We start from the raw sequence: 22,651 nt of genomic DNA, 5'->3' as shown, positions 1-22,651 counted from the left end.
CATGGGGGCTTTTGTTAGGCGGTCTAGCGCTCGTCGCGGCGGCGCATCAGGTACACCATGGTGCCGAGCACGGCGCCGGCCACCACGGCTTTCTTCACCAGGCCGGCGCGGTTGTGTTCCCACTCGGCCTTGATGCCCATTTCGGCCAGTACGTTTGGTACTTTGCCTTGCGACAGGTCTTCGCCGATGCCTTCGACCACGTTGACGCGATCCGCGGCCAGCAGCAGCAGCCAGTGACGCATGTCGTTTTCCGACCAGCGGAAAGCGGCACGGCGGATCATGCCGGACAAGCCCTTGGGCGGCTGCACGGTGCCGAAGATCGGCGTGATGCCCGGGCGTTCGGTCGAAGTCAGGATCTCGACGGTCTGCTCCTGTTGCGGCAGGCGGTCGACCGGCGGCGGGATGAAACGCGGCGGCGTGCGCTCCATCGGCACGCCAGGGCGATCCTTGCGGTCGAGGTCGGCGCCCCAGCCGTTGATATGGGCCAGCTGCTCGCGCGTCGGGCGCTGCGGTTCGGATGGGTAATCCTGCTGGAACTCGTGCGCGTGGCCGCGGTGGTCGTGCTGGTGCGAGTGCGGGTCGACTTGGTTTGAAGTTTCCATGCTGGCTCCTTATTGCGATTTGCTGGCCTGGACGGCGCTGACGTCTTTTGCGCGCGGCGGAATCAGGACGGTCTTGATGCATTCGTCCAGCTTGCTCGAGAAGATGTGATAGGCGTCCGACACTTCTTCCAGCGGAATGCGGTGGGTGATGATGTCCTTCGGGCTCAGGCGCCCTGCGCGGATGTGCTCGATCAGGCGCGGCAGGTGGCGCTTGACGCTGGCCTGGTTGGCGCGGATCGTCAAACCCTTGTTCAGGACATTGCCCATCGGGACCATGTTGAAGGTCGGGCCATACACGCCGACGATCGACACGTTGCCGCCCTTGCGCACCGAATTGATGGCCCAGTGCAGCACGGTCGAGGAGCCGGCCTGCGCCTTCATCAGGCGGCCCGTGAGGGTTTGCGCGATCGAGCCGGCGGCGTCGCCGCCCACGCAGTCGATGCAGACGTCGGCGCCCATCCAGTCGGTCATCTTCTTGATGTGCTCGGCCATGTCGTTGACTTCGCGGAAGTTCACCACCTCGCACTGCGCCCAGCGCTTGGCGAATTCGAGGCGGTATTCGACCTCGTCGACCACGATCACGCGGCCGGCGCCCATCAGCCAGGCCGACTTGGCGGCGATCAGGCCGATCGGGCCGGCGCCGAAGATCACCACGGTATCGCCTTCCTTGATGTCGCCCATCTCGGCGGCCTGGTAGCCGGTCGGGGTGACGTCGGTCAGCAGCACGGCGTCGTCGTCATGGATGTCGTCCGGAATGATGTGCGGTCCGACGTCGGCCATCGGCACACGCACGTACTCGGCCTGGCCGCCGTCGTAGCCGCCCGCGGTGTGGGAGTAGCCGTAGATGCCGCCCACGGCGCTGGCTTGCGCATTCGTGTTGTTGCAGTTGCCGTACAGCTCATGCTTGCAATAGAAGCAGGACCCGCAGAACAGGTTGAACGGCACCAGCACCTTGTCGCCGACTTTCAGGTTCTTGACGTCGGAGCCGACGTCGTCGACCACGCCGATGAATTCGTGGCCGAAGGTGTGGCCGACGCGGGTGTCCGGCACCATGCCGTGGTACAGGTGCAGGTCGGAACCGCAGATGCAGGTCCGCGTGACGCGCACGATCGCATCGCCCGGGTGCTCGATGACCGGATCGGGCTTATGGTCGGCGCGGACGCGATACGGTCCGCGGTAGTTCATTGCCAGCATATGTCCTCCTGGAATTGGTTAGCGGCCAGTACGCATGCAACGGCCTTTGACTGAACGTTATGTCAAAACGCCAAGAAAGGCGATATACCTGCGGAAACGTGCGCGGGTTTCTGAACAAAATATTATGTATTTGTTTTTAAAAGGAAATTTACTGATTTTCGGAAACGAAAACGGCCGCACTGGGCGGCCGTCTCGTATCGGGTCGATGCTTACACGCTTTTTAACGGAAGTCTCGACAACCGTAGCGAGCGGAAGAAGTTTTGGCCGGGACGCGCAGCCGCACATACGGTACGGCGAGCATCGCAGGCCAAAAATTCGACGCGTAGCAGGTTGCCGAGGCGCCCATCAGAGCTGACGGGCTTCGAAAGTATTGCACTGGTTGACGGAGCCGGTCTCCATCCCGCGCTTGAACCAGCGCACGCGCTGCTCCGAGCTGCCGTGCGTGAACGAATCCGGCACCACCACGCCCTGGGCCTGGCGCTGCAGCGCATCGTCGCCGATCGCGCTGGCGGCGTTCAGCGCGCTCTCGACGTCGCCCTGCTCGATGATCTGCTTGGCCTGGTTGGTGTGGTTCGCCCATACGCCGGCGAAACAGTCGGCCTGCAGCTCCAGGCGCACCGACAGCGCGTTGGCTTCGGTCTCGGACAAACGCTCGCGCGCGCGGTCGACCTTGCCGGTGATGCCCAGCAGGTTCTGCACGTGGTGGCCGACTTCGTGGGCGATCACGTAGGCCTGGGTGAACTCGCCGCCGACGTGGAAGCGCTTCTGCATCAGGTTGAAGAAGGACAGGTCGAGATAGACCTTGCGGTCACCCGGGCAGTAGAACGGGCCGACCGCCGCCTGGCCCATGCCGCAGCCGCCGGTCGGGGTTCGGCCGTTGTACAGCACCAGGTGCGGCGGCGTGTAGGTGGCGTTGTTCTGCTTGAAGATCTGGGTCCAGGTGTCTTCGGTGTAGCCGAGCACGGTGCGCACGAACTGGGTCTCGCGGTCGTTGGCCGGCGCATGCGCGGGCGCCTGCTGCACCTGGGCCGGCGCGCTGCCGCCGCCCGACAGCAAGTGCACGATGGTGCTCGGCGATACGCCAAAGAACCACGAGCCGACCAGCGCGATCACGATCGTGCCGATGCCGACCGTTCCTCCGCCGAAGCCGAAGCCCCCACCGCCGCCGCCGCCGTCGCCACGGCGGTCTTCGATATTGTCGCTTTCGCGGTCACCTTCCCAACGCATCCTTCTCTCCTTTGCTTACATCTCGATCCGGCGCCCGGTGGGGCGCCGCAGGTTGGCCGATCCAAAATTCTCGCGCGCGTCCTTGTTGCGGAACTCTTCGTCCAGCGCCAGGCCGGCGCGCTGCTCGTCGTTCAGGGCGCGCTCGTGGCGTTCGCGTTCGACCTCGCGCGTCAGGCGCGAATTCGTTTCCAATTCCGGCAATTTGCTTTTCATGACAGTCCTCACTCTCGGTTGCAGTATGCACATGCAAGTTCGCAGCGGTATGTTCGAACTTTCACATATGGCATGCAATTCTTTCACACCCGGGCGGGTGCGCGCCAGTGGAGTTTGGCGTGCCTGGCCGCGCTGCGATACGGTATGCTGTCGAAATGAACACGCCCACCGACTCCCACCGCCTCCTCGCCGCCCTCGGCCACACCCTAGTGGCTGCGGATTACCGTTTCGTGACCGTCACCCCGGCCACGCACCGCCGCATCAACCGACGCCCGGAAAACGCCTGGGCGCAGGATACGCGTGGCGTGCTCGGCTGGAGCCGTCCGTTCCGACCCGGTGCGCTGCCGCCGGACATCGAAACGCCGCTGCGCGACGCCGGCCTGCTGACGCGCGACGGCGACGGCCACCGCGCCCTGGTGCGCGCCTCGAGCATCGGCGAGCACCTGTACTTTCACTCGGCCTGGCCAACCAGCGACGAGGACGCCGTGTTCTTCGGCCCGGACACCTACCGCTACGTCGCCGCCCTGCACCGCTCGCTCGGCGCGGTGCGCGTGCCGCTGCGCCGTGCGGTCGACATCGGCGCCGGCGCCGGTCCGGGCGCGATCGAACTGGCCCTGCGCTGCCGGGACGCCACCGTGTATGCCGCCGACATCAACCCGCGCGCGCTGGCGCTGGCCGAAGTCAACGCCAGCGTCAACCAGGCCGCCAACGTGGTGGTCTGCGAGAGCAATCTTCTGGACGGCATGGAAGGCGGCTTCGACCTGGTGATGTCGAACCCGCCCTACATCCTCGACCCGGACGAGCTGACCTACCGCCACGGCGGCGGCGAGCACGGCGCCGAGATCTCGATCCGCATCGTGCGCGCGGCGCTGGACCGCCTCAACCCGGGCGGCAGCCTGATGCTGTACACCGGCGTGGCGATCGTCGATGGCGCCGACCGCTTCCTGGCGGCCATCCGCGGCTGGCTCGAGCAGGAGTGCCTCGAGTGGCATTACGAAGAGCTCGACCCCGACATCTTCGGCGGCCAGCTCGGCTGCAAGGGCTACGAGGACGTCGAGCGCATCGCCGCGGTGTGGCTGCACGCCATCAAGCGCTGACGCGATCGAGCACCCGTTTGGCGCTTATCTGAGCGCCTTCTCGTGCTCGGCCAGCCCGACCGCCTTGTAGTCGTAAGTCGGATAGAACTCGGTGCGGTAGGCGCCCCAGGCGGTGTCCTCGAGCACGCGGTTGACTTCGCGCAGGCGCGAAGCCGGCAGGCGCACGGTGATCACCTGGCCGATGCCCATCTGCACGTACCAGCTCACCACTTCGACACCCTGGGGCGGAAAGGCCTTGTAAAAGCCCTGCTTGGCCAGCTGGGCGTTCAGGTCGGCGAGCGGGCGCGACTGGTCGTGCTTGAGGAAGATGGTCAGCAGGATGGCGTTGTCGGGCGTCGAGGCCGCGCTGCCGGCGGAAGGCGCGCCGACGCTCTGGGCGGCGGCGGGCGCACACGCGCTCGCGCAGAGGGCGGCGAGCAGCGCGGCGGCTGGACGGAACATGATGCGGCGGGCGGTATCGAACATGGTCGGGCTCCTGTCGGAATCGATGAGGTGTCCGATCATAGCCCAGTCGTCCCTGCCATGCGCCGCCGCACGCGCCTGCTCAGAAGCGCAGCTTGACGTAGGCCGACGGGCCGGTCAGGCGCAGGTCGAGGTCGGCCCGGCGATCGCCGTTGCGCGACAGTTGCACCTTCTGCACGCCATAGTCGAGCGCGACGCCGATGTTACGGGCCGGCAGCCACTCGACGCCGACCGTGCCGCCGTAGATGTGGCCGTCGACATTGCCGCCGTTTTTCTTGATACCCGACGCTTCGGCATACACCCGCAGGTCCTGGCGGATCGAATGGCGCCAGGCGAGTTCGATCAGCGGCGCGAAGCCGTTCTCGCTGGCCGAGCCGCTGCCGCTGAAGGTGCGGGTCTGCTGCGGAATCGTGAAGCCGCCGACGGTGACGGGGCCCTGGGTGCTGACCTGGCCCTCGACACTGCCTTCGACGCGCGCATGCAGGTAGGCCGCGCCGACGCCGATGCCGAACACGTCGTTCTGGTGGCCGATCCACCAGCGGTAGGCCAGCTGGGCCACGTCCAGGCGCAGGTTGCCGTACACGCTGGCGTTGCCGCTGATCGGCTGGCCCTGGTAGGTGGTCGCGCCGCTCAGGGTCGGGTTGTAATCCTTGTCGTAGCGGAAGTAGTCGAGCGAGATGCCCTGGCTGTCGCCCAGCAGGACGTCGGCCTTGATGCGCGGCAGCGTGGTGTGGCCGCCTTCGCCTTCGGGCGTCTCGAGGTAGCCGTAGGCGCTGTCGCCGTCGGCCTGGATCTTCGGTTTGGCGATGAAGCCGCCGACCGACACGCTGACGCGGTCGAGGGCCGGCGATGGCTCGGCGTGGGCGGCGACGGCGCCGAAGGCGGTGCTCAGGATGGCGGCTTGCAGGGTGAGTGCGAGCGCCGGGCGGCGCGGGGATACGGCGTGCGACATGGGTCCTCCGGATATGCGGGCGTGACGGTTCTTCATGATGAGATTCAATGACTCAGCGGTCAGTAATTTGTAGTGATTATGGTTAATTATTCGGAGTGCATGCGCACGATTGATGGGGGTGGTTGCGGGGGTGCGACAGGAGGGGGTTGTGTGCGTGTGCGCGCGGATGAGGGGTGGGAGGTGGTGGTAGATACGAAGGTTGGCGGTCGGGTTTGGAGTGTGCGTGGGGGTAGCTCGCGCGTGTGCGTGTGTGCGTGTGTGCGTGTGGGCGCGTGCGTGTGGGAGCGTGTGCGCGTGTGCATGCGGTAGCGGGCGTGGGGCGCCCGCGCGGAGCGCGAGGCTTTTTTGTTTGTGGTGTGCGGCGCCCGTGCTGCGCACGAGGCTTTGGCTGGCGGGGCGCATCGTGTGTGGCCGCAGGCCTGCACACGATGCACTTTGTTGGGGAGCGCCTTGGCGCTCCCCAACAAAGAGTGGGATTCGCCCACCTGCGGCGGGCCGCCCGCGCGCGAGTACGCGCGCGGCTTCGAATCCCACCCGGGGAGCGCGCAGGCGCTCCCCTCCTCTCCGCCACAAAATAAAAAAGGCCCCGATGGGGCCTGTTTTATTTCTTGGCGGAGAGGGTGGGATTCGAACCCACGGTACGGTCACCCGTACGCCTGATTTCGAGTCAGGTACATTCGACCACTCTGCCACCTCTCCGTTTCAGGTCGCTGGTCGTTCGCGAGAGGCTGCATTATAGAGGGCGGTTGAGATTATCGCAAGTGCATGGCGTGCGCGGCGGGCGCATGTCGATGAATTCCTTATATACAAGCCGCGCGAGCGCTCTTTATGATGGGTCGCATCGTCCATCCACCCACGCCATCCATGACATCCGCAGCCCTCTTCGCCGCACTCTGCCTTGCCGCCGCCACCTCAGCCAGCGCCGCCACCCCCGTCGAAACGCACGGCGCCCTCCACGTCGAAGGCAGCCGCGTACTCGACCAGCACGGCAAGCCGGTCGCCCTCGCTGGTCCCAGCTTCTTCTGGTCGAACACCGGCTGGGGCCAGGAAAAGTTCTACAACGCCAACGCGGTCAAGACCTTCGCCACCGACTGGCATGCGTCGATCGTGCGCGCGGCGATGGGGGTCGACGCCAAGGGTGGTTTCTTGCAGGACCCGGCCAACGAGAAGCGTGTCGAGACGCTCGTCGATGCGGCCATCGCCAACGGTGTGTACGTGATCATCGACTGGCATTCGCACCACGCCGAACAGTATTCGGACCAGGCGGTCGCCTTCTTCCAGCGCATGGCCAAAAAATATGGCCGCACCCCCAACGTGATCTACGAGCTGTACAACGAGCCGCTGAAGGACGTGTCCTGGAGCCAGACCATCAAGCCGTATGCCGACAAGGTGATCGGCGCCATCCGCGCGATCGACCCGGACAACCTGATCGTGGTCGGCACGCCGACCTGGTCGCAGGACGTCGACCTCGCCGCCGCCGATCCGCTCAAGGGCCCCAACCTGCTGTATTCGCTGCACTTTTATGCCGGCACCCACAAGCAGTTCTTGCGCGACAAGGCCGATGTGGCGATGAGCAAAGGGGCGCCGCTGTTCGTGACCGAATGGGGCTCGGTCGATGCCGACGGCAACGGCGCCGTCGACGTCGCGGAAACCCGGCGCTGGCAGGATTACCTGCGCGCGCATTGCCTGAGCCAGGCGCAGTGGGCGGTCAGCGACCGCAAGGAAGGCGCCTCGCTGTTCAAGCCCGGCACTTCCGGCACCGGGCCGTGGACGGACAATGACCTGACCGACTCCGGCAAACTGCTGCGCGAGATCCTGAAAAACTGGAACACGCAGTGCCAGTGACCCGGCCGGCTCGGCGCGGGCGTGGTCAAGCGGCGACGTAGGCCGCCAGCTCGTCCGGCGTCCCCTCCGGAAAGGCGCTTCTCAAATAGTCGAGAAACGCCGACACCCGCGCGCTGAGCAGCCGGCGCGACGGGTACAGCGCCCACAGGGCGATCTCGGGGACGTCGGCATCGCCCCACTGCACCAGGCTGCCGGCCGCCAGGTCGTGGCTCACCAGCGACAGCGGCAACCGGCCCACGCCGACGCCCATGCGCACCGCGTCGCGCACCATCATCAACGACGACAGGCCCAGCACCGGGTCGATGGCGATGCTGTCGACGCCCGCCGCCGTCCTCATCGTCCAGGCGCCGCCGCGTTCGGCCGATCCGCGTACCACGGCCGCCACGGGCGCGCCATCCACGGGCCGCGCCAGGCCGGGCTTGGCCACGATCACCAGCCGGTCGCGCAGGAACACGCGTCCGACCAGGCTTTCGTCCGGATCGGGATTCACGCGCAGCACCAGGTCGTAGCCCTCCTCGACCATGTCGACGCCGCGGTCCTCGGTCGTCACTTCCAGCCGCACCTCCGGACAGGCCAGCGCGAAGCCGGCCGCGATCTTGCCCATCGCGGTCTGCGAGAACAGCAGCGGTGCGCTGATGCGCAGGCGGCCGCGCGGCCGGTCGCCGCCCGACGCGATGGCGGCGGCGGCCTCGTCGATCTCGCCCAGCAGCACCGAGGTGCGCGCATGCAGCGCCTGTCCTTCCTGCGTCAGCTTGAGCGTGCGCGCGCCGCGCTCGAGCAGGCGCAGGCCGAGGCTGGCCTCGAGCTCGGCGACCCGGCGCGACAGCGTCGCCTTCGGGCGCCCGCTCGCGCGCGCGGCGCGGCCGAACCCGCCGTGGCGGGCAACCAGGTTGAAGTCGGCAAGGGCGAGCAGATCCATGTGTTTCACCGGTGAGACGCAAGGTCTCACTATAACGGCTATCGGCCCACCTGTGGAATGCATAAGATGGAATCGTCATTTCGACAAACAACCTTCCAAGGAGCGATACCATGACCATCCTCGTTACCGGCGCCACCGGCACCATCGGCAAACACATCGTCGACCAACTCGTCCAGCGCGGCGCCAAGGTGCGCGCCCTGGTGCGCGATCCGGCCAAGGCGGACTTTCCACCGCAAGTCGAGATCGCAAAGGGCGACATGCTCGATCCGGATTCGCTGCGCAGCGCCTACCGGGGCGTCTCGGCGCTGTTCCTGCTGAACGCCGTCACGCCCGACGAATTCACCCAGGCGCTAATCGCGCTCAACGTCGCCAAGGAAGCCGGCATCGACCGCGTCGTCTACCTGTCGGTCATCCACAGCGACGTGTATGTGAACGTGCCCCACTTCGCCGGCAAGTTCGGGGTCGAGCGCATGCTCGAGCAGATGGGGTTCAGTGCCACGATCCTGCGCCCGGCCTACTTCACGAGCAACGACCTGACCATCAAGGACGTGGTGCTGCAGCACGGCGTGTACCCGATGCCGGTCGGCGCGCGCGGCCTGGCCATGGTCGACCCGCGCGACATCGGGGAAGTCGCGGCGATCGAGCTGATCCACCGCGCTCACGCGACCCGCCCGATGCCATTGGAACGCATCAACCTGGTCGGGCCGGACACGCTCACCGGCACCGACATCGCGGCGATCTGGTCAAGCGTGCTGGGGCGGGAGGTGGCGTATGGCGGCGACGATACGGCCGGCTTCGAGCAGAACCTGCGCCAGTTCATGCCGGGGTGGATGGCGTACGACATGCGCCTGATGAGCCAGCGTTTTCTGACGGACGGGATGGCGCCGGAAGCCGGGGACGTGGTGCGCCTCACTGCCCTGCTGGGGCGGCCGCTGCGCTCGTATCGCGCATTTGCGGAAGGTGTCGCGGCGCAGGCTGCTGCCAACGCCTGAACCTGCCCATCTATTCATTCATTCAAGGAGAATCATCATGATCTATTCGACTGCGGCCGTGCCGGTCAATCCGGAAGGTGAAGCTGTTCTGACCCGGGCCCAGGCCTGGGCGGGGCTGGTGCTCAAGGCGCGCGATGCGCGGCTGTTCCTGCCGCCGGGCTTGTGCACGCGCTGTGATGTGGTGGAGGAAAGTGCGACGCATATCGTGCGCGAGGCGGTCATCGGCGGGCAAGCGCTGCGGGAAATCATCGTCTTTGAGGACGAGAAGAAGGTGTCGTTCTTCCAGACGACCGGGCCGCGCGAGGGAGTGATCGTCAATCAGTTGTTCGAAGACGATGCCGGCGCGCTGCAGCTGAAGTTTTATGGCTATCTCGGGCTGCGCGGGAAGGCGCCCGGCGGGCCGGAGGAACGGGCGGAGCAGGCGGTGTTCGACAGCGAGCAGGGGTACAAGGCGGCGTTGCTGTCGACGTTGAGGAAGACGCGGGAGCTGGTGGCTGAGGGCAGGCTTTGAGGGGCGGCTTGCGCGCGTGCGAGCGGTGGTCCGGTGATGCCCGCGCTGCGCGCGAGGCTTGGCATAGGGATTGCGCGGGCGTGAGTAAGTTGCGTGATGCCCGTGCTGCCCGTGCTGCGCACGAGGCTTGGGGCGTGCGACGGCTTCAAGATGGGGTGTGCGGCGCCCGTGCTGCGCACGAGGCTTCAGCTGGCGGTGCGCATCGTGTGTGGGCCGCAGGCCTGCACACGATGTACTTTGTTGGGTGCCGCCGGGGCGGCACCCAACAAAGGGGTGGGATTCGCCCACGTTCCGCGGGCCGCCCGCGCGCGAGTACGCGCGCGGCTTCGAATCCCACCCGGGGAGCGCGCAGGCGCTCCCTCCTCTCCGCCACAAAATAAAAAAGGCCCCGATGGGGCCTGTTTTATTTCTTGGCGGAGAGGGTGGGATTCGAACCCACGGTACGGTCACCCGTACGCCTGATTTCGAGTCAGGTACATTCGACCACTCTGCCACCTCTCCGTTTCAGGTCGCTGGTCGTTCGCGAGAGGCCACATTATAGCAGCCTCCCGCAAAAACGGAAGAGCTATTTACGCCGTACTCAAGCAGCCGGAACCAGGCGCTCCAGCCCGCCCATGTACGGGCGCAGCACCTCCGGCACGACCACGCTGCCATCCGCCTGCTGGTAGTTTTCCAGCACCGCCACCAGCGTACGCCCGACGGCCAGACCGGAGCCGTTCAGGGTGTGCACCAGTTCCGGCTTGCCCGCGGCGTTGCGGAAGCGCGCCTGCATGCGGCGGGCCTGGAAGGATTCGCAGTTCGACAGCGACGAGATCTCGCGGTAGGTGTTCTGCGCCGGCAGCCAGACTTCCAGGTCGTAGGTCTTGGCCGCGCCGAAGCCCATGTCGCCGGTGCACAGCGCCATCACGCGGTACGGCAGGCCCAGGTGTTTCAGGATGGTTTCGGCCTGGCCGACCATCTCTTCCAGCGCTTCGTACGATTTTTCCGGATGCACGATCTGCACGAGCTCGACCTTGTCGAACTGGTGCTGGCGGATCATGCCGCGCGTGTCGCGGCCGTAGCTGCCGGCTTCCGAACGGAAGCACGGCGTGTGCGCGGTGATCTTGATAGGAAGCTGCTCGCCCGGCACGATCTCGTCGCGCACCATGTTGGTCAGCGACACTTCCGACGTCGGGATCAGGTAGAAGGTCTCGCCCTCGCCTTCGACGCCGCCCTTCTTGACCGCGAACAGGTCTTCCTCGAATTTCGGCAGCTGGCCGGTGCCGCGCAGCGAATCGGCGTTGACCATGTACGGCGTGTAGCACTCGGTGTAGCCGTGCTGGCCCGTGTGCGTATCCAGCATGTACTGGGCCAGCGCACGGTGCAGGCGCGCGATGCCGCCCTTCATCACCGAGAAGCGCGAGCCGGTCAGCTTGGTCGCGGTGTCGAAGTCCAGGCCCAGCGGGGCGCCGACGTCGACGTGGTCTTTCACCGCGAAGTCGAATGCCGGCGGCGTGCCGACCTTGCGCACTTCGACGTTGCCCGACTCGTCCTGGCCGACCGGCACGTCGGCGTTGGGCAGGTTGGGAATGGTCTGCATGAAGGCCGCCATCTTCTCCTGCACCTCGGCCAGCTTGACTTCGTTGGCCTTGAGCTCGTCGCCGATGCCGGCCACTTCCGCCATCACGGCACCCGTGTCCTCGCCCTTGCCTTTCAACATGCCGATCTGCTTGGACAGCGAGTTGCGCTTGCCCTGCAGTTCTTCGGTGCGGGTCTGGATCGCCTTGCGCTCGGCCTCGATGGCGTTGAAACCGGCCACGTCGAGCTGGAACTTGCGGCTGGCCAGACGCGCGGCGACGTTGTCGATGTCTTTGCGGAGCAGTTGGATGTCTATCATGTCGGACTTGTGCGATGTTATAAGTATCGAAACCACAATTGTACCAAGCCGACAGGCATTCTTCCCCGCTTTCGGCAAGCGTAGCGCATGGGCCGGCGATTTCGCGGACACTCCCCGTACGAACCGCCTGCTGGAGACCGCCATGCCCGGCATCGGCACGCTCGGCCCATCCGACCTGCTGGTACGGGTGATCATCGCCAACGCTTCGCAGAACGCGATGGCCGACGACTGCAAATCGGTCTCGGACGACTTGATGCCGGCCGCCGTCGCGCCGGCAAGCGCCTAGCGCTCAGTCGCCGGAGCCGCCGCGCGCATCCTCGTCCAGGCTGCGCAGCCAGGCCAGCTTCTCGCCGATCTTGGCCTCGATCCCGCGCGGCACCGGCTGGTACCAGCCCGGCTCGGGCATGCCGTCGGGCAGGTAGGTCTCGCCGGCCGCGTACGCATTCGGTTCGTCGTGGGCGTAGCGGTACTCGTGGCCGTAGCCGAGTTCCTTCATCAGCTTGGTCGGCGCATTGCGCAGGTGCACCGGCACCTCGCGCGACTTGTCCTTCCTGACGAAGGCCATGGCGGCGTTGAAGGCGTTGTAGCCGGCATTGCTCTTGGCGGCGATGGCGAGATAGATCACGGCCTGGCCCAGCGCCAGCTCCCCTTCCGGCGAGCCGAGGCGCTCGAAGGTCTCGGCGGCGTCGTTGGCCAGCTGGATCGCGCGCGGGTCGGCGATGCCGATATCTTCCCAGGCCATGCGCACGATGCGCCGCGCCAGGTATTTCGGGTCGGCGCCGCCATCGAGCATGCGGCATAGCCAGTACAGCGCGGCGTCCGGGTGCGAACCGCGCACGGATTTGTGCAGCGCCGAGATCTGGTCGTAGAAGTTGTCGCCGCCCTTGTCGAAGCGGCGCGCGTTCAGCGTCAGCGCGTTTTCGACGAACTCGCCGGTGATGCGGCTCACGCCGGACGTGTCGGCCGAGGTCTTGGTCTGTTCCAGCAGGTTGAGGAAGCGGCGCGCGTCGCCATCGGCGTAGCCGACCAGGGTCGTGATCGCCACTTCGTCGAATTCCAGCTGGGGCATCACGCGCTCGCGCGCGCGCGCGAGCAGCTGGCGCAGCTCGTCCTCGGTCAGGGCCTTGAGCACGTAGACCTGGGCGCGCGACAGCAATGCCGAGTTGACCTCGAATGACGGGTTTTCGGTGGTGGCGCCGATCAGCGTGACCAGGCCGCTTTCGACGAACGGCAGCAGCGCATCCTGCTGGCTCTTGTTGAAGCGGTGGATCTCGTCGATGAACAGGATGGTGTGCTTGCCGCCGGCCAGGTAGTGCCCGGCCTGATCGATCGAGGCGCGGATGTCCTTCACGCCCGACAGCACCGCCGACAAGGCGATGAATTCGCAGTCGAAGGCGTTGGCCGTCAGGCGCGCCAGCGTGGTCTTGCCGACCCCGGGCGGGCCCCACAGGATCATCGAATGCGGCCTGCCCGACTGGAACACCAGGTTGAGCGGCTTGCCCGGGCCCAGCAGGTGGCTCTGGCCGATCACCTCGGCGATGGTCTTGGGGCGCAGCGCTTCGGCCAGCGGCGGCGAAGGCTCGGTCTTGAAAAGGTCATCCACGTTGTTCATGCAGCCAATGTGCGGCCGTTGCGTCGAAAGCGCAAGTGTAACGGATGACCGGCGGGGCCGTATGCGCAGGCGCAGGCGCGCCCATGCGAAGCCCCGATTCGATGACGATTACTGGCTGACGACTTCCGCGCCCTTCGGCACCTCGAACTTGAACGCCTGCGCGCCCAGCACCGGATTGCGCTCGAAGCTGGTGAACTTGAGCACCGAGGTCTGGCCGAAGTTGTCCTTCAGTTCCATCTGCTGCGGCAACCCGTCCTTCATGCCGATCGCGATCTGGGCGAAGGTCGAGTCCTTGGCCTTGGGCGTGGCGCTCAGCCATTCCAGGCCGTCGCGGTTGCGGTCGGCGGCTTCGGCCAGCGTGAAGTTCTTTTCCAGGTCGTTGCTGCCGAACAGGATCGCAGCCGGCGAGCTGCCCAGCGCGTTGCCCAGCTTGCGCGTGGTGACCTGGTTCAGGTCTTTTTCGTAGATGTACAGCGTTTCGCCGTCGGCCTGCAGCACCTGCTCGTACGGCTTCTGGTAGGTCCAGATGAACTTGCCGGGACGGGCGAACACGAAGGTGCCGGTCGAGGTCTGCGGCGCCTTGGCGACCTTCGACTTGCGCACCTGCAGTTGGTTGAAATCGCCGCGCGCCGACTTCGTGCTCGCGACGAAACTCTTGAACTGCTCGAGCGCGCTGGCGTGCGCGGCGCCGGCCACGAGCGCGCCGACGGCCAGGATTGCGGTGAAAGCGGTCTTCAACTGCATACGTATGAGGCTCCTTTTTTTGTTATTCGGCCTGGGTCGCCGGCACCAGGATGTCGCGGTTGCCGTTGCTCTGCATCGGCGACACGATGCCGCTGGTCTCCATCTGCTCGAGCAGGCGCGCCGCGCGGTTGTAGCCGATGCGCAGGTGGCGCTGGACCAGCGAGATCGAGGCGCGGCGGTTCTTCAGCACCACCGCCACAGCCTGGTCGTACATCGCGTCGGACTCGCCGCCGCCTTCGCCGCTCGCAACCGCGCCGTCGGCGCCGCCTTCCTCGGCCACGCCGCCTTCCAGGATGCCCTCAATGTAATTCGGTTCGCCGGTCGACTGCAGATGTTTTACAACTCGATGCACTTCCTCGTCCGACACGAACGCGCCGTGCACGCGCACCGGCAAGCCGGTCCCCGGCGGCATGTACAGCATGTCGCCCATGCCCAGCAGCGTCTCAGCGCCCATCTGGTCGAGAATCGTGCGCGAGTCGATCTTCGAGCTGACCTGGAACGCGATACGGGTCGGGATGTTGGCCTTGATCAGGCCGGTGATCACGTCGACCGACGGGCGCTGGGTCGCCAGGATCAGGTGGATGCCTGCCGCGCGCGCCTTCTGGGCGATACGCGCGATCAGTTCCTCGACCTTCTTGCCCACCACCATCATCAGGTCGGCCAATTCGTCGATGATGATGACGATGGTCGGCAGTTTATCCAGCGGCTCGGGCGCGTCCGGGGTCAGCGAGAACGGGTTCGGGATGTGCTCCTCGCGCTTGGCCGCTTCCAGTATCTTGCCGTTGTAGCCGGCCAGGTTGCGCACGCCGAGCTTCGACATCAATTTGTAGCGCCGCTCCATCTCGTTGACCGCCCAGTTCAGCGCGTGGCCGGCCTGGCGCATGTCGGTCACCACCGGCGCCAGCAGGTGCGGGATGCCTTCGTACACCGACATTTCGAGCATCTTCGGGTCGATCAGGATCAGGCGCACGTCTTCCGGGTCGGACTTGTACAGCAGCGACAGGATGGTGGCGTTGATGCCGACCGATTTACCCGAGCCGGTGGTGCCCGCGACCAGCAGGTGCGGCATCTTGGCCAGGTCGGCGATCACCGGCTTGCCGGCGATGTCCTTGCCCAGCGCGACCGTCAGGCTGGACGGGCTGTCGCCATAGATCTTCGAGCCGACGATTTCGGTCAGGCGCACGATCTGGCGCTTCGGATTGGGCAGCTCGAGCGCCATGTAGTTCTTGCCGGGGATGGTCTCGACCACGCGGATCGAGGTCAGCGACAGCGAACGCGCCAGGTCGCGCGCCAGGTTGACGATCTGGCTGCCCTTGACGCCGGTGGCCGGCTCGATCTCGTAGCGGGTGACCACCGGACCCGGGTAGGCGGCCACGACCTTGGCTTCGACGCCGAAGTCGGACAGCTTCTTCTCGATCAGGCGGCTGGTGAATTCGAGCGTCTCGACCGCCACCGACTCCTGCGCCGGCGGCGCCTCGTCGAGCAGCGCCAGCGGCGGCAAGGCGCCCTCGCCATTCACTTCGAAAAGGTGCGACTGGCGCTCCTTTTCGGCGCGCTCGGAGCGCGGCACGGCGACCACCTGCGGCTCGATCTTGATCGGCGACGGGTTCGGGGCGCTGGCGGACGACAGCGGTTTCGCGCTCGCGCCGGCGGCGGCCGCGGCCGGCTGCGCGGCCATGGGCCGGGCGGTCTCGAAGGCCTCGCCATCATCGTCGTCGATGGCGGCTGCAGCGGCGCCATCCTCGTCCATCTGCGGCTCGGCCTTGGCGACGGCCGGCTTGGGCTCGGCCTTTTTCTTGACCTTGGCCATGGCCTTGGCCAGGAAGCCCGGCGCCGCCTCGCCGTCGCTGGCGGCCGCGGCCAGCTCGACGTCGGCGAAGCCCTCATCAATCAGGCGCGGTTCCGGCTTGGCCAGCGCCGGGGTAAATTTCTCGGCGTGCTTCTCGACGTACTTGGCGCGCTCGCCGCCCACGACCTCGTCGCGCTTGTGCGCGGCGGCTTCGCCGTAGCGGCGGTCTTCGCGGTCTTCCAGGCGCAGGCGGAACCAGTCGAAGGCCATCTCGACCGATTCGCCGATGCGCTCGGCCACCGCCAGCCAGGACACCTGGAAGTACCAGGAAAAGCCCAGGCCGAACAGCAGCAGGAGCAGCAAGGTGGCGCCGGTGAAGCCGAAGGCGGCGTAGGAGGCGTGGCCGATCAGCTGGCCCAGCACGCCGCCGGGCGCGCGCGGCAGCGAGACCTTCAGGTCCCACATGCGCAGCCATTCCAGGCCGACGCTGCCGGCGAACATCAGGACGAAGCCGATCCAGCGCACCACGGTCTCGCCCTGGTGCTCGGGCTCGGGTGGCGCGGCTTCGATCACGAAGCGGCTGTGCAGGCGCCGGTAGCCCTTCCACACGGCGCGCGCGAAGCACATGCACAGCCACCAGGACGAGAAGCCGAAGATGTACAGCAGCAGGTCGGCCAGCCAGGCGCCGGCGCGGCCGCCCAGGTTGGCGATATGGGGCACCGGATTAGCGTGCGACCAGCCCGGATCCGCTTTGTTGTAACTCAGCAGGATGAGGACGAAATACAACAATGCGACAGCCGTGGCGAGCCAGCGCGCCTCGGACAAGAGGCGCACTAGGCGGTTCGGCAACGGCTGCCGGGGCGGCGCAGGCTTGCGGGTATAGGTCGATCCGGTCGTTTGACTAGTCTTGCTCATGCTGATTGAAACACACTGCAGGGTTTGAAACCCGGAAATGCCCATTCTAAGCGATCTGCGGCCGAGCGGGCCCATCATTCATGCTCGTGTGCATCATCGTCTATAATCCTGGACTCAAAAAACGACGCCTCTTGATTACCCCGCTGCCCGGCCCCATTTCCTGGGCAACATCCTAAGTGAAGTGAAACGATGACTACTCGCAAACACGCCAAAGTCTTGATCCTCGGTTCCGGCCCTGCCGGCTACAGCGCCGCCGTGTACGCCGCGCGCGCCAACCTCAACCCGATGCTGGTGACCGGCGTCGAGCAGGGCGGCCAGCTGATGACCACCACCGACGTCGAGAACTGGCCGGGCGACCCGCTGGGCGTGCAAGGTCCGGAACTGATGCAGCGCCTGCTGCAGCATGCCGAGCGCTTCAACACCGAGATCGTGTTTGACCACATCCACACGACCTACCTGAACGAAAAGCCGATCCGCCTGGTCGGCGACTCGAACGAATTCACCTGCGACGCCCTGATCATCGCCACCGGCGCCTCGGCCCAGTACCTCGGCCTGCCGAGCGAGCAGGAATTCATGGGCCGCGGCGTGTCCGCCTGCGCCACCTGCGATGGCTTTTTCTACCGCAACCAGGAAGTGGCGGTGATCGGCGGCGGCAACACCGCAGTCGAGGAAGCGCTGTACCTGGCCGGCATCGCCTCGAAAGTGACGCTGATCCACCGCCGCGACAAGTTCCGCGCCGAGCCGATCCTGATCGACCGCCTGATGCACAAGGTCGAGGAAGGCAAAGTCGTGCTGGAACTGAACCAGACGCTGGATACCGTCGTCGGCGACCCGAGCGGCGTGACCGGCCTGAAGCTGAAGTCGGCCGACGGCGGCCAGGAGAAAGAGATCAAGGTGCACGGCCTGTTCGTGGCGATCGGCCACAAGCCGAATACCGGCATCTTCGAGGGCCAGCTGGAGATGCACAACGGCTATATTAAAACCCGCAGCGGCACCGAAGGCATGGCCACCGCCACCAGCGTGCCGGGCGTGTTCGCGGCCGGCGACGTCCAGGACCATATCTACCGCCAGGCGATCACCTCCTCCGGCTCGGGCTGCATGGCCGCGCTGGACGCCCAGCGCTATCTGGAAGCACTCGAGTAAAAGCGAAGGACCACGGCATCGATGGCAGGCTTCAAGGACTTCTCCGACCTCAAATCCTTGCGCGACCGGCTCAAGGAAGAAGAGCGCCTGCGCGCCATCGAAAAAGCCGAGCGCGAAAAGCGCGAGCGCATCGCGCGAGAGAACGCGGTCGAATTTAACTCCGCGCTGGGCGGCGTGGTCAAGATGAAGGAATCCGACCGCTACGTCTGGCGCCCGGTGCAGGACGCCGAACTGCACGGCGCGCCGGTACCCAGGCGCCCGCGCACGGCGGAGGAAGAAACTGCGGCGATCCTGGCCGAATCGATGCTGTCGGATGGCTTCGACGTCGACGGCCTGCTCGACGAAGACCCGTCGCTGAGCTGGGCGGCGCCCGGTGTCGGCCCCGACGTGGTCAAGAAACTGCGCAAGCGCCGCTGGCCGGTCGAGGATGAACTCGACCTGCACGGCCTGACGCGCGACATGGCGCGCCGCCACTTCGACAATTTCCTGCGCCGCGCGAACCGGCGCGGCGAGCGCTGCGTGCGCATCATCCATGGCGTCGGCTATGGCTCGGTGGGCGGTGAACCGGTATTGCGCGGCATGGTGCACAGCTGGCTGGTGCAGACCGAGGGCGTGGTCGCATTTTGCGCGGCGGGCCGCAGCGACGGCGGCCACGGCGCCCTGATCGTGCTGCTGCGCTCGGCCCTGGTCGAGGATTAAGTTTAACAACGTTGGCTAAATATGACGAAAAACCGTCACCTGTGGTCAACTATTTGTGCCGTTTAGCAAAAATTCGCCGGTTTTTGATTGAAACCGGTAAGATGCATACTGAGCAGCGCCGCCGTGGCTCTGCATGAGAAGGAATCGAACGCGTGAGCTCCAGCAATCCCGTCCCGATGCACGCCCCGCAACGGGTTGATCTGCGCAACTGCGTGGATGAACCCATCCACATTCCAGGGACGATCCAGCCGCACGGCATGTTGATCTTCCTGGATATCGAAGGCCGGGTCGAAGGCTGGAGCGCGAACATCAACGACTTGCCGAGCATTGCGCCAGCGCTGGGCCAGCCGTATGCGGCGCTCGGCCTGCCGGACGAGGTCGCGGAAATCGTCGAAGAATGCATCGACGCGGCCGACGGCGGCGAAGCCCCGGCCGCGGTCGCCGCGGTCACGCTGGACGGCAAGGACTACGACTGCGTCGTGCACACGCACCGCGCGCGCGTATTGATCGAATTCGAGCGGCGCGAGGCCTCCACCGACGAAGTCGCGATGTTCGCGATCAAGGCGCACAGCTCGATCGACCGCCTGCGCCGGCAAAAAACCGTCGAGGGCCTGCTCGACACCGCCGTGCGCCAGGTGCGCGAGTTCACCGGTTTCGACCGCGTGATGGCCTACCGCTTCCGCGCCGACGACAGCGGCGACGTGGTGGCCGAGGCGCGCCGCGACGACATCACCCCTTACCTGAACCAGCGCTACCCGGCCGGCGACATCCCGCCACAGGCACGCCGCCTGTACGTGCTCAACACGCTGCGCATGATCGCCGACATCACCTACCACGCCGTGCCGCTGCTCGGCGCGGAAGGCAGCGCGCCGCTCGACATGAGCTTCGGCGTGCTGCGCAGCGTCTCGCCGATCCATATCGAATACCTGCAGAACATGGGCGTGGGCGCATCGATGAGCGTGTCGATCGTGATCAACGGCCGCCTGTGGGGCCTGATCGCCTGCCACCACATGAGCCCGAAACGCGTGCCCTACTCGGTGCGCATGGCGGCCGACGTGCTAGCCAACGTGATCGCGTCCACCTTGCAAAGCATCGAGACGCGCCAGGAAGCCGTACTGGTCGAGCGCGCCGCCTCGGTGCGCGCCAGCCTGGTCGAATCGCTGCTGCTCGAGGAAGACCCGCTCGAGGCGCTGATCGAGCATGGCGAGGGCCTGCTCGAATCGACCCAGTCGCAGGCGATCATCGCGGCCCAGAACGGGCGCGTGGTGTGCCGCGGCATCGACCAGGCGCTGGGCGAAGCGATCGTCGCCACCCTGCCCCAGGACGCGCACGACCTGGTGCTGCATAAATGCCATGCCGACTGGCCGCTGGCGGTACGTCCGGCGCTGGGCAAGTGGGCCGGCCTGCTCGCCATTCCCTACGATCCGCCCAGCCAGGGCTGGTGCCTGCTGCTGCGCGTGGAACAGGTCGAGACCGTGGCCTGGGGCGGCCGGCCGGACAAGACCGAGCATGGCCCGCTGGGTGCGCGCCTGACCCCGCGCGGCTCGTTCGACGCCTGGGTGGAAACCGTGAGCGGCTGCGCCCATCCGTGGGAAGACGGCATCCTCACGCACGCGCGCATGACGCTGGGCGAGCTGGCGCGCGTCTCCAATGCGCGCCGTGCGCAGACCGAATCGACGCGCGCCCAGCTGCTGGCGATGCTGGGTCACGACCTGCGCGACCCGCTGCATTCGATCAACATGGCCGGCATCGTGCTGGAAAAGACCAATACCGGCGCCAACGACCGCAGCGGCACGCTGGGCAAGCGCATCCAGTCCTCCAGCAGCCGCATGCAGCGCATGATCGGCCAGGTGCTGGACATGAGCCGCATCGACCGCGGCCTGGCGCTCGGCGCCGGCCTGGACCAGGTGCAGCTGTCCGCGCTGGTCGAGGACATCGTCGAGGAAGCCCGCCTGGCCTACCCGACCATCACCTACGACCTGAAGTGCGACGCGCCCGCAGAGGTGCTGGCCGACGAATCGCGCCTGGGCCAGGTGCTGTCCAACCTGCTCAGCAATGCGCGCCACCACGGCTTGCCGAACCACCCGATCCGCGTCCGCCAGGGCGTCGAGGGCAAGCAGGCGACCGTGTCCGTGGCCAACGCCGCCTTGCCGATCCCGTCCGAGACCGAGGCCGCGCTGTTCAATCCATTCAAGCGCAGTTCGCTGAACAACCCGCGCAACCGCACCGGCATGGGCCTGGGGCTGTACATCGCCCAGCAGATCGTGCGCGAACACCAGGGTTCGATCGCGTACCACTACGCGGAAGGCGAAGTCGTCTTCACCATGCGCCTGCCGCTGGCCGAAGTTGCACCGGCAGCCATCCCTTCGGAATAATCCGACCTGTCGAGCTCAGGCGTGATAGTCTAGCAATGTTGCCAGCTATCCCGCCAAAGCTCGACCGTGCACGTTCCCGACCACGTCGTCACCGCCATTGAAATCGTCGCCATCCTGGTCGGCGCCTTTTCCGGCTTCATCGAAGCGCGCCGCAAGCGCATGGACCTGGTCGGGGTCTTCACGGTGGCTTTCATCACGGCGTTCGGCGGCGGCACGCTGCGCGATATCCTGCTCGACAAGCGCCCGCTGTTCTGGGTGATCCACCAGGAATACGCGATCCTCATCTTCGTGCTGGCCCTGGTGGCGTCGCCGGCGATCCGCACGCTGCGCCAGATCGTCTCGGAACGCCTGATCGTGATCGCCGACGCGGTCGGTCTGGGGCTGTTTTCGGTCGCCGGGGTCTCGTCGGCGCTGGATGCGCACATGCCGCTGTTCATCGCCTCGATGATGGGCGTGATCACCGGGATCTTCGGCGGGGTGTTGCGCGATATCGTCTGCAACGAAGTGCCGATGGTGTTTCGGGACGGCAAGCCCTATGCGATCTGCGCGTTTATCGGCAACTGGATCTTCCTGTCGATGGGAATGCTGCACGTCTCGGGCGACTTCGCGCTATGGTCGAGCGCCCTGTTCATTACCACGACGCGCCTGCTGGCGTGGAAATTCGACTTGCGCATGGGCCGTTGAAGTCAGGCCGGCAGCACGGCCTGCAGGTGCGCGACCACCTGGTCGAGCATGACCGGTTTGCGGAAGAAACGCACGCCCACCAGCATGGGGCCGACGTCGATCGGATTGGCCGAGATCATCATCGCCGGCAGGCTGGGATCGAGGCCGCGCAGGCGGCGCAGCAATTCCTCGCCGTTCATGCCCGGCATCTTGAAGTCAGTGATGACGAGGTCGGCGCGGTCGACCTGGTGGCGTTCAAGTGCTTCGGCGCCGCCGGCAGCGGTCGAGACGCGGTAGCCCGCCTTGTCCAGGTAGCGCTCGAACACGTAGCGCACCGCTTCCTCGTCGTCGACCACCAGTATATGTTTCACACTCGCTCATCCAGGTGTCCACGCTACGGACAATGTTAGATTCTACGAATCAAGGTAACACAAAGGCAAGCGGAAACGTGACCGAATCGTCACTTTTGCGGGTCAGACCGCATCCGGTCCCGTTTCGCCGGTACGGATACGGATCACCTGTTCGACCTCCTGCACGAAGATCTTGCCGTCGCCGATCTTCCCGGTGCGCGCGGCCTTGATGATGGCGTCGACCACGGTGTCGGTCAGGCTGTCGTCGACCACGACCTCGATTTTTACCTTGGGCAGGAAGTCGACCACGTATTCGGCGCCGCGGTACAGCTCGGTATGACCCTTCTGGCGGCCGAAACCTTTGACTTCGGTGACGGTCAGGCCGGTGACGTTGACCTCGGCCAGCGCTTCGCGCACTTCGTCCAGCTTGAAGGGTTTGATCACGCAGGTAATCTGTTTCATCTCATCTCC

At 66.0% G+C, this 22,651-nt stretch carries 22 protein-coding genes and 2 tRNA genes; 9 read left to right on the top strand and 15 right to left on the bottom strand.

Annotated elements, in window-relative coordinates:
* Positions 1 to 23: 23 nt before the first annotated feature.
* The 4 genes from FA90_RS03310 to FA90_RS03295 all read right to left on the bottom strand — a co-directional run bounded on the left by FA90_RS03310 (position 24) and on the right by FA90_RS03295 (position 3,236).
* Positions 24 to 602 (bottom strand): LAMTOR1/MEH1 family protein, encoded by a 579-nt coding sequence (locus tag FA90_RS03310; RefSeq protein WP_036165902.1) that lies wholly within the window; start codon positions 600 to 602, stop codon positions 24 to 26.
* A gap of 9 nt (positions 603 to 611) precedes the next feature.
* Positions 612 to 1,796: a zinc-dependent alcohol dehydrogenase gene (locus tag FA90_RS03305; protein WP_036165900.1), complete on the bottom strand. Its 1,185-nt coding sequence runs from the start codon at positions 1,794 to 1,796 to the stop codon at positions 612 to 614.
* 345 nt (positions 1,797 to 2,141) lie between these two features.
* Complete coding sequence (locus tag FA90_RS03300; protein ID WP_036165898.1) at positions 2,142 to 3,023, bottom strand: neutral zinc metallopeptidase; 882 nt, start codon at positions 3,021 to 3,023, stop codon at positions 2,142 to 2,144.
* Between the two features lie 15 nt (positions 3,024 to 3,038).
* Positions 3,039 to 3,236 (bottom strand): hypothetical protein, encoded by a 198-nt coding sequence (locus FA90_RS03295; RefSeq protein ID WP_036165896.1) that lies wholly within the window; start codon positions 3,234 to 3,236, stop codon positions 3,039 to 3,041.
* Positions 3,237 to 3,391: 155 nt separating this feature from the next.
* Here FA90_RS03295 and FA90_RS03290 point away from each other — a divergent pair, with 155 nt between their 5' ends.
* Positions 3,392 to 4,333, top strand: a complete 942-nt coding sequence (locus FA90_RS03290; RefSeq protein WP_036165894.1) for a class I SAM-dependent methyltransferase — start codon at positions 3,392 to 3,394, stop codon at positions 4,331 to 4,333.
* 24 nt (positions 4,334 to 4,357) lie between these two features.
* Here FA90_RS03290 and FA90_RS03285 read toward each other — a convergent pair whose 3' ends face one another.
* The 3 genes from FA90_RS03285 to FA90_RS03275 form a co-directional block, all read right to left on the bottom strand.
* Positions 4,358 to 4,798 (bottom strand): hypothetical protein, encoded by a 441-nt coding sequence (locus tag FA90_RS03285; RefSeq protein WP_373994586.1) that lies wholly within the window; start codon positions 4,796 to 4,798, stop codon positions 4,358 to 4,360.
* Between the two features lie 79 nt (positions 4,799 to 4,877).
* Positions 4,878 to 5,747: a hypothetical protein gene (locus FA90_RS03280; RefSeq protein WP_036165892.1), complete on the bottom strand. Its 870-nt coding sequence runs from the start codon at positions 5,745 to 5,747 to the stop codon at positions 4,878 to 4,880.
* Positions 5,748 to 6,356: 609 nt separating this feature from the next.
* Positions 6,357 to 6,446: transfer RNA gene (locus FA90_RS03275), tRNA-Ser, on the bottom strand.
* 165 nt (positions 6,447 to 6,611) lie between these two features.
* Here FA90_RS03275 and FA90_RS03270 point away from each other — a divergent pair.
* Positions 6,612 to 7,592 (top strand): glycoside hydrolase family 5 protein, encoded by a 981-nt coding sequence (locus tag FA90_RS03270; RefSeq protein ID WP_051971363.1) that lies wholly within the window; start codon positions 6,612 to 6,614, stop codon positions 7,590 to 7,592.
* A gap of 25 nt (positions 7,593 to 7,617) precedes the next feature.
* Here the strand turns inward: FA90_RS03270 and FA90_RS03265 are convergent, their stop codons facing one another.
* Positions 7,618 to 8,511, bottom strand: a complete 894-nt coding sequence (locus tag FA90_RS03265) for a LysR family transcriptional regulator (protein WP_036165890.1) — start codon at positions 8,509 to 8,511, stop codon at positions 7,618 to 7,620.
* A gap of 110 nt (positions 8,512 to 8,621) precedes the next feature.
* On the opposite strand from FA90_RS03265, the gene FA90_RS03260 reads away from it, so the two are divergent.
* Positions 8,622 to 9,503, top strand: coding sequence for an SDR family oxidoreductase (locus FA90_RS03260; protein ID WP_036165888.1), 882 nt, complete (start codon positions 8,622 to 8,624; stop codon positions 9,501 to 9,503).
* Between the two features lie 37 nt (positions 9,504 to 9,540).
* The gene (locus FA90_RS03255; protein WP_036165886.1) at positions 9,541 to 10,014 is read left to right on the top strand and encodes an AtaL-like protein; all 474 of its coding nucleotides are present in this window, start codon (positions 9,541 to 9,543) and stop codon (positions 10,012 to 10,014) included.
* 411 nt (positions 10,015 to 10,425) lie between these two features.
* Here FA90_RS03255 and FA90_RS03250 read toward each other — a convergent pair.
* Together FA90_RS03250 and serS are read right to left on the bottom strand one after the other, a co-directional pair.
* A tRNA-Ser gene (locus FA90_RS03250) sits at positions 10,426 to 10,515 on the bottom strand.
* Positions 10,516 to 10,594: 79 nt separating this feature from the next.
* The gene (gene serS / locus FA90_RS03245; protein ID WP_036165885.1) at positions 10,595 to 11,890 is read right to left on the bottom strand and encodes a serine--tRNA ligase; all 1,296 of its coding nucleotides are present in this window, start codon (positions 11,888 to 11,890) and stop codon (positions 10,595 to 10,597) included.
* A gap of 142 nt (positions 11,891 to 12,032) precedes the next feature.
* Here serS and FA90_RS26160 point away from each other — a divergent pair, with 142 nt between their 5' ends.
* Positions 12,033 to 12,176, top strand: coding sequence for a hypothetical protein (locus FA90_RS26160; protein WP_156116564.1), 144 nt, complete (start codon positions 12,033 to 12,035; stop codon positions 12,174 to 12,176).
* 3 nt (positions 12,177 to 12,179) lie between these two features.
* On the opposite strand, the gene FA90_RS03240 is transcribed toward FA90_RS26160, so the two are convergent.
* The 3 genes from FA90_RS03240 to FA90_RS27095 all read right to left on the bottom strand — a co-directional run bounded on the left by FA90_RS03240 (position 12,180) and on the right by FA90_RS27095 (position 16,950).
* Positions 12,180 to 13,493 (bottom strand): replication-associated recombination protein A, encoded by a 1,314-nt coding sequence (locus tag FA90_RS03240; RefSeq protein ID WP_036173897.1) that lies wholly within the window; start codon positions 13,491 to 13,493, stop codon positions 12,180 to 12,182.
* A gap of 117 nt (positions 13,494 to 13,610) precedes the next feature.
* Positions 13,611 to 14,246 (bottom strand): outer membrane lipoprotein chaperone LolA, encoded by a 636-nt coding sequence (gene lolA / locus FA90_RS03235; RefSeq protein WP_036165884.1) that lies wholly within the window; start codon positions 14,244 to 14,246, stop codon positions 13,611 to 13,613.
* 22 nt (positions 14,247 to 14,268) lie between these two features.
* Positions 14,269 to 16,950 carry a DNA translocase FtsK gene (locus FA90_RS27095; protein ID WP_036165883.1) on the bottom strand — a complete coding sequence of 894 codons (2,682 nt, stop codon included), beginning with the start codon at positions 16,948 to 16,950 and terminating at the stop codon, positions 14,269 to 14,271.
* 189 nt (positions 16,951 to 17,139) lie between these two features.
* Here FA90_RS27095 and trxB point away from each other — a divergent pair, with 189 nt between their 5' ends.
* The 4 genes from trxB to FA90_RS03210 all read left to right on the top strand — a co-directional run bounded on the left by trxB (position 17,140) and on the right by FA90_RS03210 (position 21,851).
* The gene (trxB, locus tag FA90_RS03225) at positions 17,140 to 18,093 is read left to right on the top strand and encodes a thioredoxin-disulfide reductase (RefSeq protein ID WP_036165881.1); all 954 of its coding nucleotides are present in this window, start codon (positions 17,140 to 17,142) and stop codon (positions 18,091 to 18,093) included.
* Between the two features lie 21 nt (positions 18,094 to 18,114).
* Positions 18,115 to 18,792, top strand: a complete 678-nt coding sequence (locus tag FA90_RS03220) for a Smr/MutS family protein (protein ID WP_036165879.1) — start codon at positions 18,115 to 18,117, stop codon at positions 18,790 to 18,792.
* A gap of 212 nt (positions 18,793 to 19,004) precedes the next feature.
* Positions 19,005 to 21,167, top strand: coding sequence for an ATP-binding protein (locus FA90_RS03215; RefSeq protein WP_239700518.1), 2,163 nt, complete (start codon positions 19,005 to 19,007; stop codon positions 21,165 to 21,167).
* Between the two features lie 66 nt (positions 21,168 to 21,233).
* Positions 21,234 to 21,851: a trimeric intracellular cation channel family protein gene (locus FA90_RS03210; protein WP_036165875.1), complete on the top strand. Its 618-nt coding sequence runs from the start codon at positions 21,234 to 21,236 to the stop codon at positions 21,849 to 21,851.
* A 2-nt stretch (positions 21,852 to 21,853) separates the two neighbouring features.
* On the opposite strand, the gene FA90_RS03205 is transcribed toward FA90_RS03210, so the two are convergent.
* Both FA90_RS03205 and FA90_RS03200 read right to left on the bottom strand, forming a co-directional pair.
* Positions 21,854 to 22,201, bottom strand: coding sequence for a response regulator (locus tag FA90_RS03205; RefSeq protein ID WP_036165873.1), 348 nt, complete (start codon positions 22,199 to 22,201; stop codon positions 21,854 to 21,856).
* A 102-nt stretch (positions 22,202 to 22,303) separates the two neighbouring features.
* Positions 22,304 to 22,642 (bottom strand): P-II family nitrogen regulator, encoded by a 339-nt coding sequence (locus FA90_RS03200; protein WP_036165871.1) that lies wholly within the window; start codon positions 22,640 to 22,642, stop codon positions 22,304 to 22,306.
* Positions 22,643 to 22,651: the final 9 nt, after the last annotated feature.

The organism is Massilia sp. 9096 (genome assembly GCF_000745265.1).
Lineage (GTDB): Bacteria > Pseudomonadota > Gammaproteobacteria > Burkholderiales > Burkholderiaceae_D > Telluria.
The sequence above is the reverse complement of the archived record's forward strand: the minus strand, read 5'-3'. Positions and strand labels throughout refer to the sequence as shown.

Bases quoted from the DNA above. Each gene is read 5' to 3' on its own strand.
- FA90_RS03255 (WP_036165886.1), top strand. From the start codon at position 9,541: ATGATCTATTCGACTGCGGCCGTGCCGGTCAATCCGGAAGGTGAAGCT.
- FA90_RS26160 (WP_156116564.1), top strand. From the start codon at position 12,033: ATGCCCGGCATCGGCACGCTCGGCCCATCCGACCTGCTGGTACGGGTG.
- FA90_RS03305 (WP_036165900.1), bottom strand. From the start codon at position 1,796: ATGCTGGCAATGAACTACCGCGGACCGTATCGCGTCCGCGCCGACCAT.
- FA90_RS03270 (WP_051971363.1), top strand. From the start codon at position 6,612: ATGACATCCGCAGCCCTCTTCGCCGCACTCTGCCTTGCCGCCGCCACC.
- FA90_RS03265 (WP_036165890.1), bottom strand. From the start codon at position 8,511: ATGGATCTGCTCGCCCTTGCCGACTTCAACCTGGTTGCCCGCCACGGC.
- FA90_RS03285 (WP_373994586.1), bottom strand. From the start codon at position 4,798: ATGTTCGATACCGCCCGCCGCATCATGTTCCGTCCAGCCGCCGCGCTG.
- lolA (WP_036165884.1), bottom strand. From the start codon at position 14,246: ATGCAGTTGAAGACCGCTTTCACCGCAATCCTGGCCGTCGGCGCGCTC.
- FA90_RS03300 (WP_036165898.1), bottom strand. From the start codon at position 3,023: ATGCGTTGGGAAGGTGACCGCGAAAGCGACAATATCGAAGACCGCCGT.
- FA90_RS03290 (WP_036165894.1), top strand. From the start codon at position 3,392: ATGAACACGCCCACCGACTCCCACCGCCTCCTCGCCGCCCTCGGCCAC.
- serS (WP_036165885.1), bottom strand. From the start codon at position 11,890: ATGATAGACATCCAACTGCTCCGCAAAGACATCGACAACGTCGCCGCG.
- trxB (WP_036165881.1), top strand. From the start codon at position 17,140: ATGACTACTCGCAAACACGCCAAAGTCTTGATCCTCGGTTCCGGCCCT.
- FA90_RS03220 (WP_036165879.1), top strand. From the start codon at position 18,115: ATGGCAGGCTTCAAGGACTTCTCCGACCTCAAATCCTTGCGCGACCGG.
- FA90_RS03280 (WP_036165892.1), bottom strand. From the start codon at position 5,747: ATGTCGCACGCCGTATCCCCGCGCCGCCCGGCGCTCGCACTCACCCTG.
- FA90_RS03295 (WP_036165896.1), bottom strand. From the start codon at position 3,236: ATGAAAAGCAAATTGCCGGAATTGGAAACGAATTCGCGCCTGACGCGC.
- FA90_RS03200 (WP_036165871.1), bottom strand. From the start codon at position 22,642: ATGAAACAGATTACCTGCGTGATCAAACCCTTCAAGCTGGACGAAGTG.
- FA90_RS03310 (WP_036165902.1), bottom strand. From the start codon at position 602: ATGGAAACTTCAAACCAAGTCGACCCGCACTCGCACCAGCACGACCAC.
- FA90_RS27095 (WP_036165883.1), bottom strand. From the start codon at position 16,950: ATGAGCAAGACTAGTCAAACGACCGGATCGACCTATACCCGCAAGCCT.
- FA90_RS03260 (WP_036165888.1), top strand. From the start codon at position 8,622: ATGACCATCCTCGTTACCGGCGCCACCGGCACCATCGGCAAACACATC.